The following is a 12473-nucleotide window of genomic DNA, read 5'->3' as shown; positions in this document are numbered from 1 at the left end:
GGGAGTACCAGCATGCACAAGCCCGTCTCGGATGACGTCACCTCGCTTCACGATCTCTCCGCCGTCGACCTGATCGCCGGCTATCGCGCGCGCCAGTTCTCGCCGTCCGAGGTGATGGACGAGGTCCTGGCGCACGTGGCGGCGTGGGAGCCGCACATCAAGGCGCTGTATCTGCTCGACGCCGACGCCGCGCGGGCCGCGGCCGAGGCGTCGACCGCGCGCTGGGCCAATGACGAGCCGGCCGGCGTGCTCGACGGCGTACCGGCGACGGTGAAGGACAATCTCGCCACCAAGGGCCAGCCGATGCCGCTCGGCGCAGCCAGCGTCACGCGCACGCCGCTCGCCGCCGATGCGCCGCCGGTGGCGCGGCTGCGCGAGGCCGGCGCGATCATCTTCGCCAAGACCACGATGCCCGATTACGGCATGCTGTCGTCGGGCCTGTCGAGCTTCCATCCGCTGACGCGCAATCCATGGGATCTCCGCATGAACCCCGGCGGTTCGAGCGCCGGTGCGAGCGCCGCAGCCGCCGCGGGCTGCGGTCCGCTGCATGTCGGCACCGACATCGGCGGCTCGATCCGGCTGCCCGCATCGTGGTGCGGCCTCGTCGGATTGAAGCCGAGCTTCGGCCGCGTGCCGATCGACCCGCCTTATGTCGGCCGCGTCGCCGGTCCGATGACGCGCATCGTCGACGATGCCGCGCTGATGATGAGCGTGCTGTCCAAGCCCGACCGCCGCGACGGCACCAGCCTGCCGCCGTCGGACCTGCACTGGAAGGTCACGGAGAAGCCGGTGCGCAAGCTGCGCATCGGCCTGATGCTCGATCTCGGCGGCGTCGGCCAGCCACTGGAGGAGCCGGTGCGCGCGACGACCCTGGCTGCGGCGAAAGCCTTCGAGGACGCCGGCGCCGTGATCAGCGAGGTCAAGGGCTTCCTGACGCGCGAGATGCTCGACGGTCTCGACAATTTCTGGCGTGCACGGCTGTGGGACGATCTGGCGCGGCTGGCGCCCGAGGTGCGCGCGAAGACCCTGCCCTACATCCTGCGCTGGGCCGAACGCGCCGCCGCGCTCTCCGGCGTCGAAGTCGTCAGAGGCTTCAACGTCACGATGGCGCTACGTGCCGCCGCGGCAAGACTGTTCTGCGACTACGACTACATCATCTCGCCGGTCTCGCCCGGCGTGAAATTCCCCGCCGAGTTCGCCTCGCCGGTCAACGACCCCGAGAGGCCGTTCGAGCACATCACCTACACCGTGCCCTGGAACATGTCGGAGAACCCGGCAATCTCCGTCAATGCCGGCTACGACCCCGACGGCTTCCCGATCGGCCTGCAGATCGTCGGCCGCCGCTTCGATGATGTCGGCGTACTCGGGATGGCCAAGACGTTCGAGGGATTACGCGGCGAGCAGCGGCCATGGCCGATACCGCCGGCCTCCTGATTCGCGTCACCCCACTCCTTCCTCCGTCATTGCGAGCGAAGCGAAGCAATCCAGAGTCCCGCCCACGACTCTGGATTGCTTCGCTTGCGCTCGCAATGACGGGGAAAGAGCGTGGGCCACATCGCTGCCGGATCGCGTGCTGGGAGACCAATGAAAAGCGCGGCGCTTTGCCCGCCATGCGGAATGTCGTCACGATTTGACGCGGCCTCTCGCTGAACTATTGTACTCCCTATCGTCGATCCCAGTCGTCGTCATTCCGGGGCGTGCGAAGCACGAGCCCGGAATCCATACTCACGATGATGGTTATGGATTCCGGGCCTGCGCCCAAGAGGGCGCATCCCGGAATGACGGCGGAGATTGTGGCACGAGCAAACAACTAATAAGCGCCACGACAACATCAGGAAGCGCCAATGGCTTATCAGACCATCCTCTACGACGTCGCCGACAAGATCCTCACCATCACGCTGAACCGCCCGGAGAAGCTCAACGCCTTCACCGGCACCATGATGGAGGAGCTGATCGACGCCTTCGATCGCGCCGACAAGGACGACGGCGTCAGGGCGATCATCGTCACCGGATCGGGCCGCGCGTTCTGCGCGGGTGCTGACCTCTCCTCCGGGGCCGACACGTTCGATCGCGATGCCAAGCGCGGACCGGTGAAGCGCCACGCCGATGGCCGCGTCGACTATTCCGATCCGCAGGTGCGCGATGGCGGTGGCCAGGTCACCTTGCGCATCTTCAAGTCGTTGAAGCCGGTCATCGCCGCGGTCAACGGCCCCGCCGTCGGCATCGGCGTCACCATGCAGCTCGCGATGGACATCCGCATCGCCTCTGACGCGGCGCGGTTCGGCTTCGTGTTCTCCCAGCGCGGCATCGTGCCGGAGGCGGCGTCGAGCTGGTTCCTGCCGCGCATCGTCGGCATCTCGCAGGCGCTGGAATGGTGCTACACCGGCCGCGTGTTTCCGGCGCAGGAGGCGCTCGCCGGCCGCCTCGTCAGCAAGGTCGTGCCGCCGGATGATCTGCTGCCCACCGCCCGTGCGCTGGCCCGCGAGATCGCCGACAAGACCGCGCCGGTGTCGATCGCGCTGATCCGCCAGATGATGTGGCGCATGATGGGCGCCGACGATCCGATGGAGGCGCACAAGGTCGACAGCCGCGGCATCTACGCGCGCGGCCGCTCCGACGACGTCAAGGAAGGCGTGGTGTCGTTCCTGGAGAAGCGCCCTGCGCAATTCAAGAACACGGTGACGGCCGATATGCCCGACTATTTCCCGTGGTGGGACGAGCGGGAGTATAAGTAGCGCCACGGCCCCAGGACACCATTTGGCAAAGAACGGCGTCCAGAGTGCCACGCGATAGATGGCGCGGTATGGGTCCTGGCTCAAGGCCGGGACGACGCCGCGTGGGCGGCAACTGCAACGACTCCATCAGCAGCACCAGGATCGCAATCGACCTCGGCAGCCAATCACCGCGCCAATCACATCGCGTGCGATCGCTCACGCCGCCTTGATGCCGCGAATGAAGTCGTCGACATGGCGGCGCATGCTCTCGGACTGACGCAGCAGCTCCGCCGACGCCCCGAGCACCTGGCTGGCGGTGGCGCCGGATTCGTTTGCGGCGGCCGTGACCTGCTGGATGTTCTGCGAAATTTCGTCGGTCCCTTTGGCTGCGTGCTGGACATTCCGCGCCATCTCGCGCGTCGCCGCGCCCTGCTCCTCGACGGCATTCGCGATCGACGACGCGATCTCGTTCAGCTCGCCGATGGTCGTGGTGATGCCGCGGATGGCCCGGACGGCCTCGCTCGACACCTCCTGCATTCCGGAGATCTGCGCGCGGATCTCGCCGGTCGCCTTGGCGGTCTGCTCGGCGAGCAGCTTCACCTCGCCGGCGACGACGGCAAAGCCGCGGCCGGCTTCGCCCGCCCGCGCGGCCTCGATGGTCGCATTGAGCGCGAGAAGATTGGTCTGGCCGGCAATGTCGCTGATCAGCCGCACGATGTCGCCGATCCGCTCGGCCATGCTGGAAAGGCCCTGCACGGTCTCGTTGGTCCGCTGCCCCTCCGCGGCCGCCTTCTGCGCCATGTCTGCCGACTGCGTCACCTGACCGCCGATGCCCGCGACCGAGCTCGACAGCTGGTCGGTCGCAGCGGCCATCGTCTGCATGTTGCTCGACGCGGCCTCAGTCGCCTGCGCGACGCTGCTCGCTTCACTGCAGGTCCGGTTCGCCGTCCGATTCATCACGGCGGCCGTCGATTCGAGCTGTGCCGAGGCTGAGATCACGCTGTCGATCACGGCCGCGATGTCACCGCTGAAACGGTCGGTCAGCTCGCCGACGCGCTTGGCTTTTTCGGCGCGCTGGCTCATCGCTTCCGCATCCCTGGCAGCGAGCTCGGCGCCATGGATCATGTTCTCCTTGAAGACCTGCACTGCCCTCGCCATCAGGCCGACCTCGTCGCGCCGATCGACCGCGTCGATTGCAGTGCTCACATCGCCCTTCGCCAGCCGCGTCATCGTATCGGCAAGCGCGTTGATCGGCCCAGTGATGCTGCGCGCCAGCGCAACGACGATCGCGAGGCTCAGCGCCAAGGCGACCAGCAGCAGCGCGCCGACGGCGGCGAGGCTGGCCGTGGCCGCGGCCTGCTTGCCGGCCATCAGCTCGGACAGCTCGACGGCCAGAGCGTCTTCGACCTGCTTCAGCAGATCGATCCGCAGCGTGGCCGCATCGAACCAGGCCTTGCTCGCGAGCCCTTTGAAATCACCGCTGACGCCGCCCTGCTCCACCACCTTGCGCATGGCAACGACACCGTCGATCGCCGGTCCCGTCATCGCCGCATCGAACGCCGCACGTCCTTTCGCCGAGGCGGCGGCGCGAAAGGCCGCGAAATAGCTGTCCTGCGCCGCAGCCAGCCCTATGGCGCGCGCGTAGGCGGCCTGCTCGAAGCGACCGGCGGCAAGGCCTCCCGCCACGACCGCGCGCTCCAGGCCGGCGCGCTCCTTGCCTTCGGTCAGATTGCCATAGGCAATGATCGCCTTGGAGATATCGTCGTCGTCGCTGAGCCTCGATATGCCGCTGATCAGGCTGATCAGCCGGCTGACGATCTCGGTGAGCGAGCTGACCGCTGCCGCCGGCGTGACGGCTTGGGCATCGATGTCGCCGCGGCGGCGATCGAGCTGCGTCAACGCCTGTTCGCTCGCCTGCGCCGCCTCGGCCAGTGCGGCGCTCCGGCGCAGCCCGTCCAGCGCGGCAACCGCGTGCGCGCGCTCGCCATCGGTCAGCTTGCGCTGCTGATCCAGCTCGGCACGCATCTGCGTGCCCTTGCTGCTCAGAAATGCCGACGACATGCCGCGCTCACGCTGCAGCTCATGAACGAAGCGGCTGAGCCTGGCGACGGCGTCCGCCGCCGGCTGCATGCGCGTCATCTCGACACGCACCGCCCATTTCGTGGAAATCTCGTAGGCCGCCAACGCGGCCAGTGTGACGATGGGCAGCAATGCAGACAGGGCTATGCGGTGAAGTATCTTCGACGTCTTCAACATGATCGGCCTCGACCTGTCCGATCACTTTATGAATCTAGTGGTAAAAAAATACACAGCCCCATCCGCCGAATTTTTGGGCAGACGCCTGCCAACTAATCCATCACCAGCGCGACGCGTCCGATGGCCCTGCGCTCGATCAGAAGCCGCATCGCCGATGCGTAGTTGTCGAACGGCACGCGGTGGGAGACGTTGGGCCGCAGCTTGCCTTGCTCGGCGAACGCGAGCAGTGCAGCCATGCGTCGCTCGCCCAGCTCGGGATCCTTCCGCACCGCCTCGCCGGCGCGAACGCCGAGCACGCTTGCGCCCTTCATGAGGATCAGATTGGTGCGTGCGAGCCCGATGCCGCCGGTGAAGCCGATCACCAGCAGCCGCGCGCCCCAGGCGATGCAGCGCACGCTGTTCTCGAACACCTCGCCGCCGACGGGATCGAACACGACGTCGACGCCCCGGCCATCGGTGATGTGTTTGACGGCGTCGCGGAACGGCCCGCGTGAATACAGAATGAGATGATCGGCGCCACGCGCGCGTGCCACCGCGAGTTTCTCCTCCGACGACGCCGCCGCGATTACCGTTGCGCCGAGCAGCTTGCCGATCTCGACGGCGGCGAGGCCGACGCCACCGCCGGCGCCGTGCACCAGCAGCGTCTCGCCGGGCTTGAGCTGGCCGCGATCGACCAGGGCGTGATGGGCGGTGCCGTGGCCGGCGAGATAGGTCGCGCCTTCCGCGTAGTCGAAAGTCGACGGCAGCGGCGTGAGCTGGCTGGCCGCAACCACCGCCTCCTCCGCATAGGCGCCGAAGCGCATGCGGACGATCACCTTGTCGCCGACGGCGCGGCCGGTCACGGCGGCCCCGGTTTCGACGACGTCACCGGCGGCCTCGACGCCGGGCGTGAACGGCAGCTCAGGCTTGAGCTGATACTCGCCGGCCGCCATCAATATGTCCGGAAAGTTGATGCCGGCAGCGCGGATCTTCACCCGCACCTCGCCGTCACCGAGTGAGCGCGGCGGTAGGGCCTCCAGCCGCAGCGTCTCCGGCGGACCGAGCTCGCGGCAGACGATCGCACGCGGCATCAGGCGCGCCCCTTCGCCCGCGCCAGCGCCTCGCGGATCAGCGGCAGCCGATCATTGCCGAAATACATGTCGGTCACGTCGAGGAAGATCGTCGGCGAGCCGAAGCCGCCGCGCTTGACGACCTCCTCGGTGTTGATGCGCAGCTGGTCCTTGATGCCCTGCTGCGCGATCCCATCGAAGAACGCCTTCGGATCGACGCCGACGCGCCGGCACACCTCGGTCAGCACCGCATCCTGCGAGATGTCCTGGTCCTCGCCCCAATAGACCTCGAACACGGCCCGCGCGAACGGCACCATGTCCTGGCCCAGCCAGATGCAGCCGCGCATCGCCTTGACGCTGTTCACCGGAAACACCGATGGCGGCATCTTGATCTTGAGCCCGGCCGAGCGGGACCAGTCGTCGAGGTCCTTCAGCGTGTAGGCCGCCTTGGCCGGCACCGGCTTCTCGCGCTGCGCATAGACGCTGGGATTGACGGTGTTGAAGATGCCGCCGACCAGGATCGGCCGCCAGACGATGTCGACGCCGAATTCTTGCGCGAGCGGTTGGATGTTGTGGAAGGCGAGATAGGTCCAGGGGCTGGAGCAGTCGAAGAAGAATTCGATCATGTGTGTTTCCTCAAGGTCTCGATAAGTTCGCCTTTGCGCGCGCAAAAATCCGGAGTGTGGTCGTGGCCCTGGATTGCTTCGCTTCGCTCGCAATGGCGGAGAGAGTTGGTGCAAACCACTCTTTCCGTCATTGCGAGGAGCGTAGCGACGAAGCAATCCAGGGGCTGCAACATACGGTCTGGATGGCTGATCCCCATGCTCCTCGCGATGCCGCGGAGCTCGCTCACGACCGCCCCGTCATCTCCTTCGCGCGCGCGCCGAACATCACATGACGCGACTGCTCGTTGAACGGCTCCTTGACGAACTTGCCGATCGCCAGCCCCGCCTGCAGCTTGGGCCGCGCGCGCAGGTCCGCGTACCAGCGCTGGATGTCGGGATAGTCGTCGAGCGTGAATCCCTGGGCCTTGTGCGTCATCATCCAGGGAAAGCAGGCGATGTCCGCGATCGAATAGTCGTCGCCGGCGACATAGGCGCCGGTCTTGCCGAGCTGCACGTCGAGCACGTGGAACAGCCTGGCCACCTCGTCGCGGTAGCGCTGGATCGCGTAAGGGATCTTCTCAGCCGCATAGAGCGCGAAATGGCCGTGCTGCCCCATCATCGGTCCCAGTCCGGCCATCTGCCACATCACCCATTGGATGACACGCGAGCGCGCCCGCGTCTCCTGCGGCAGGAAACGGCCGGTCTTGTCGGCGAGATAGATCAGGATGGCACCGGTCTCGAACACCGGGAACGGCGCGCCGCCGTCGGCCGGCGCGTGATCGACGATCGCGGGAATCCGGTTGTTCGGGCTGATCGCCAGGAACTCCGGCTTGAACTGGTCGCCGGCGCGGATGTCGACGGGAATGACGGTATAGGGCAGCCCGAGTTCCTCGAGCATGATCGAGATCTTCCAGCCGTTCGGCGTCGGCGCATAATGGAGATCGATCATCCTTCCACGATTCCTTCCCCGGACCATTATGCCGCGCTGCGGAACACGCGAGGCGGCTTCGTTCTTCTGTACCTGAAGGGTAAGCCATGGCAGACAGGCGCTCAAGCCTGACCGCCTTTATGCTGGAGAGTTCGACCATGCTGTTTCCATCGACCATCGCAGGCTCGCTGCCGAAGCCGGAATGGCTGGCCGAGCCCAACGTGCTGTGGGCTCCGTGGAAGTCGAAGGGCGAGGAGCTGGCGCGTGCCAAGCGCGATGCGACGATCCTGGCGCTGAAGCTGCAGGAGGATTCCGGCATCGACATTCTCACCGAGGGCGAGCAGTCGCGCCAGCATTTCGTGCACGGTTTCCTGGAACGTGTCGAGGGCATCGACTTCGCCCACAAGGTCGAGATGGGCATCCGCAAGGACCGCTACAAGGCGATGGTGCCGCAGGTGGTGGCGCCGCTGTCGCTGAAGGGCCGCGTCCATAGCGACGAGGCGCGGATCGCGCGCACGCACACCACGCGCGCGCTGAAGTTCACGCTGCCCGGACCGATGACGATCATCGACACCATCGCCGACAACTACTATGGCGACCGCGTGAAGATGGCGTTCGCCTTCGCCGAGCTGCTGAACCAGGAGGCCAAGGCGCTGCACGACGACGGCATCGACATGATCCAGTTCGACGAGCCCGCCTTCAACGTCTACATGGACGAGGTGCGCGACTGGGGCATCAAGGCGCTGGAGCGCGCCGCCGAAGGGCTGACCTGCCCGACTGCCGTGCATATCTGCTACGGCTACGGCATCAAGGCCAACACCGACTGGAAGGAGACGCTGGGCGGCGAGTGGCGGCAGTATGAGGAGACCTTCCCGGTCATCGACGCCAGCACCATCCAGCAGGTCGCCGTCGAATGCCGCAATTCGAAGGTGCCGATCGAGCTGCTCGGCCTGCTCAAGAACAAGATCGTGCAGGCCGGCGTCATCGACGTCGCCAGCGACGCGATCGAGACCGCCGAGGACGTCTGCAAGACCCTCGAGGACGTCATGAAGGTGGTGCCGAAGGAGAACATCATCGCCACCACCAATTGCGGCATGGCACCGATGCGGCGCGAGATCGCCGAGGCCAAGCTGATGGCGCTCGGCACCGGCGCAAAGCTGGCACGGCAAAGGTTTGCCTGACTCAGATGTCAGGTCAGACCCGAGGCAAGGGCGTCGACGGCTCGCCGCCCCCCGAGGCATCGCGCTCGGGGCCCTGGCTCAATCGCGATCGCGCCGGGAGGCGACACGCACACGGTCCTGGAATCAAAGTAAGAGCGCATCCGAGGTGAGCACGGCCTCACCACGCGCGATTCGCCGCAACAGCGCGGCCGCGCCTTTGCCGCCCCTGCACGACCGCCGCGATGGCCACCTCAGCCTTTCATATGCACTGCTCTGTGTTTTACGGCAGATCGCAGCGATCATCGATCACGGTCGCCGGATGGGGAAAATCTATCCTTGGTAGCAAAATACCAGACGCACAACATTCCCGACGCTGTGTGTCTTTGCTGCGCTTGACAGTATGTGTCCTAACATTTCATTTCTTGGCCACAAGTGTGGCGTGAATTTTTTGCTGCTTAATCCAGTTCGTATCTGACCTCCGCTTTCATTATTGGGGAATGCAATGGCTTGCCTTGCGAGAACGATGTTTGCTGCGCCGAAGTCGCGGCGCTGGCTGACCCTCTCGGTTCTTCTTGCGGGCACCATGTTGAGCACCCAGGCCCTGGCGATCGATGTCGCCAACCAGACCGACTGGAATACGGCGGTGGCAGCGGTCGCGGCCGCCGGCGCCAACTCGACCGTCACCATCAACATCACCAGCGGCTTCACGCTGTCGAGCTCGCTTGCGCAACTGCAGGCCGCCAACAGCAACGTCACGGTGAACATCACCGGCAACGGCCAGACGATCAACGGCGCCTCCTCGTTTCAGGGCATCGTCGTCAACGGTGCCAACGCGCCGACCGTGAACATCTCCAGCCTGGCGATCACCAACACGGCCGCGATCGGCGGCAACGGCCAGAACGGCCAGAACGGCTATTATAGCGGCGGCCTGGCCTATGGCTCCGGCGGCGGCGGCGGTGGCGGTCTCGGTGCCGGCGGCGGCCTGCTGGTCGGCAGCGGCGCCAACGTCACGATCGCCGCGGTGACCTTCACCAGCAACAGCGCCACCGGTGGCGCCGGCGGCAATGGCGGCAGCGCACAGAATGCGGCGGCCGACCCGGTGAATGGCGGCAACGGCGGCGCGGGCGGTGCCGCGAACAACGGCGGCGCCAGCGGCGGCGGCGGCGCGGGCGGCACGGGCGGACATACCGGCACGCAAGGCACGGCCGGCACCGCGGGCGCCGCGCTCGGTGACGGCGGCGGTGGCGGCGGCGGCTCCGGCACCACCAACAGCAACACCTACACCAACAACAATCCGGGCGGCACCGGCAACGCCAATGGCGGCAACGGCGGCACCGGCGGCGACGGCGCGACGAATGCCAGCGGCGCGGGCGGGCCTGGGCCCGGCTCCGACGGCGGCGCCGGCGGCAATGGCGGCGCAGCCAATGGCGGCGCCATCTATGTCGCCACCGGCGGCACGCTGACGATTCTCGACTCGCCGATTTCGGGCAACACCGTCACCGGTGGCGCCGCCGGCACCCCCGGCATCGGCATCGGGCCAAGCGCCATCAACGGGTTTTCGGCAGCGGCCGGTGCAGCGCAGGGCGCCGGCATCTTCCTGAGCGGCGTGACGGCCAATATCAGCGTGTCCGGCGGCACCGTGACCTACGGCGACTCCATCGGCGGCACCGGACTGACGACCGGCGGCGTCAACACGGCGATCAACAAGACCGGCATCGGCACGTTGGTGCTGTCGGCGGCCAATACGTTCACCGGCAACGTCAACATCAGCGCCGGCACGCTCTCGGTCGGCGCCACCGCCAATCTCGGCAACGTCGCCAACGACGTGATCATTTCCAACGGCGGCACATTGGCGGTCACCGGCACGACGACGTTCGCCAACGGCCGCGACTTCAAGATTGCCGGGCTGTCGACGATCGACATAGCCAGCGCGACCACGACCACGTTGCAAGGCATCGTCGGCGACGGCGCTTCCGCCGGCACCCTGGTGAAGGCGGGCGGCGGCATCCTGCTGCTCTCGGGCACCAACACCTACACCGGCGCGACCAATGTCGACGCCGGTACGCTGCGCGCGGGCTCGGCCGGCGCGTTCGGCGCCAGCACGGTGTTCAGCGTGCTGTCCGGCGCCACGCTGGATCTCAACGGCTTCAACAAGACGTTCGGCACGCTGAGCGGAGATGGCACCGTCACCGGCGCCAACGCGACGATCTCAGGTTCGTTCGCGCCGGGCAACGGCACCCCGGCGTCCTCCATGGCTATCGTCGGCAACCTCGCGTTCCAGTCGGGCGCGCAATACCTGGTGCAGGTGAATCCGAGCACGGCGTCGTTCGCCACCGTCACCGGCACTGCGACGCTCGGGGGCGCCGCCGTCACCGCGACCTTCGCAAACGGCAGCTACATCTCCAAGCAATACACCATTCTCACCGCCACCGGCGGCGTCAGCGGCACTTTCGGCGGCGTCACCAACACCAACCTGCCGGCGGGCTTCAGCGCGACGTTGAGCTACGACGCCAACAACGCCTTCCTCAATCTGACGATGAGCTCGTCGGGGAACATCAACCAGCAGAACGTCAGCAACGCGCTCAGCAACTACTTCAACACGAACGGCAGCATTCCCGTCGTCTTCACCGGGCTGACGCCAGCGGGGCTGACGCAGATCTCGGGCGAGACCGCGACCGGCTCGCAGCAGACGACGTTCAATGCGATGACGCAATTCATGGGCGTCATGACCGATCCGTTCATCGGCGGCCGCGGCGACCAGGGCTCTGCGCCCAGCGGCGCGATCGGCTACGCGGAAGAGACGCTTGCTTTTGCGTCCAAGCGCAATCCGAACGACGCGCTGGCCGCGATCTACACCAAGGCGCCGGCCGCGCCCGTGGTCAGGCCGGGCTGGAGCGTGTGGGCAGCCGGCTTCGGCGGCTCGCAGACCACTGATGGCAACACCGCGCTCGGGTCCAACAATACCACCAGCAACATCTACGGCACGGCCGTCGGCGCCGACTACCGCTTCTCGCCGTCCACGATCGCCGGGTTCTCGATGGCCGGCGGCGGCACCACGTTCAGCGTCGCCAATGGCGGCAGCGGCCGGTCCGACCTGTTCCAGGCCGGCGCCTTCGTCCGGCACACGGTCGGCCCGGCCTATATCTCCGCGGCATTGGCCTATGGCTGGCAGAACATCACCACCAACCGCACCGTGACCGTGGCCGGCGTCGACCAGCTGCGGGCCAATTTCGACGCCAACACCTTTGCCGGCCGGGTCGAGGGCGGCTATCGCTTCGTGTCGCCCTGGATGGGGTTCGGGATCACGCCCTACGCCGCGGCGCAGTTCACGACGTTCAGCCTGCCGGGCTATGCGGAGAATGCGGTCTCCGGCGCCAATACCTTCGCGCTGCGCTTTGGATCGCAGAACGTCACCGATACGCGGTCGGAGCTGGGCCTGCGCACCGACAAGGCCTATGCGCTGGCTGACGGCGTTTTCACGCTGCGCAGCCGCTTCGCCTGGGCCTATGACTTCAACCCCAGCCGGTCGGCCGGGGCCACGTTCCAGACCCTTCCGGGCGCATCCTTCGTCGTCAACGGCGCGCGGCAGGCGCAGAATTCAGCGCTGACCACGGTCTCCGCTGAAATGAAGTGGCGGAATGGCTGGTCGGCCGCCGCGAGCTTCGAGGGCGAGTTCTCGGATGTGACCCGCAGCTACGCCGGCAAGGGCATCGTGCGCTACACGTGGTGACGCGCGGAGCTCCGCGCGGCACATCCGCACG

8 protein-coding genes are annotated in these 12473 nt (G+C 66.8%); 4 read left to right on the top strand and 4 right to left on the bottom strand.

Annotated elements, in window-relative coordinates; translation table 11 throughout:
- Positions 1–12 precede the first annotated feature (12 nt).
- Both QX073_RS02035 and QX073_RS02030 read left to right on the top strand, forming a co-directional pair.
- Positions 13–1434, top strand: coding sequence for an amidase (locus QX073_RS02035; protein WP_316175572.1), 1422 nt, complete (start codon positions 13–15; stop codon positions 1432–1434).
- A gap of 410 nt (positions 1435–1844) precedes the next feature.
- Complete coding sequence (locus QX073_RS02030; RefSeq protein WP_315714716.1) at positions 1845–2735, top strand: crotonase/enoyl-CoA hydratase family protein; 891 nt, start codon at positions 1845–1847, stop codon at positions 2733–2735.
- 195 nt (positions 2736–2930) lie between these two features.
- Here the strand turns inward: QX073_RS02030 and QX073_RS02025 are convergent, their stop codons facing one another.
- From QX073_RS02025 to QX073_RS02010, 4 genes are all read right to left on the bottom strand, one after another.
- Positions 2931–4970 carry a methyl-accepting chemotaxis protein gene (locus QX073_RS02025; protein WP_316175571.1) on the bottom strand — a complete coding sequence of 680 codons (2040 nt, stop codon included), beginning with the start codon at positions 4968–4970 and terminating at the stop codon, positions 2931–2933.
- A gap of 92 nt (positions 4971–5062) precedes the next feature.
- Positions 5063–6040 carry an NADPH:quinone oxidoreductase family protein gene (locus QX073_RS02020; protein WP_316175570.1) on the bottom strand — a complete coding sequence of 326 codons (978 nt, stop codon included), beginning with the start codon at positions 6038–6040 and terminating at the stop codon, positions 5063–5065.
- The gene (locus tag QX073_RS02015) at positions 6040–6645 is read right to left on the bottom strand and encodes a 2-hydroxychromene-2-carboxylate isomerase (RefSeq protein WP_316175569.1); all 606 of its coding nucleotides are present in this window, start codon (positions 6643–6645) and stop codon (positions 6040–6042) included. Before QX073_RS02015 ends, QX073_RS02020 begins: the two co-directional genes overlap by 1 nt.
- 223 nt (positions 6646–6868) lie before the next feature.
- Complete coding sequence (locus QX073_RS02010; protein ID WP_315749420.1) at positions 6869–7573, bottom strand: glutathione binding-like protein; 705 nt, start codon at positions 7571–7573, stop codon at positions 6869–6871.
- Between the two features lie 137 nt (positions 7574–7710).
- Between QX073_RS02010 and QX073_RS02005 the strand changes: the two genes are divergently transcribed.
- Both QX073_RS02005 and QX073_RS02000 read left to right on the top strand, forming a co-directional pair.
- A complete protein-coding gene (locus tag QX073_RS02005; protein ID WP_316225247.1) occupies positions 7711–8733 on the top strand; it encodes a methionine synthase in 1023 nt (340 codons plus the stop codon).
- A 502-nt stretch (positions 8734–9235) separates the two neighbouring features.
- Positions 9236–12442 carry an autotransporter domain-containing protein gene (locus QX073_RS02000; protein ID WP_316225246.1) on the top strand — a complete coding sequence of 1069 codons (3207 nt, stop codon included), beginning with the start codon at positions 9236–9238 and terminating at the stop codon, positions 12440–12442.
- The last annotated feature ends 31 nt before the right edge of the window (positions 12443–12473 follow it).

It is taken from the genome of Bradyrhizobium sp. SZCCHNS3052, assembly GCF_032484495.1.
Classification (GTDB): domain Bacteria; phylum Pseudomonadota; class Alphaproteobacteria; order Rhizobiales; family Xanthobacteraceae; genus Bradyrhizobium.
The sequence above is the reverse complement of the archived record's forward strand: the minus strand, read 5'-3'. Positions and strand labels throughout refer to the sequence as shown.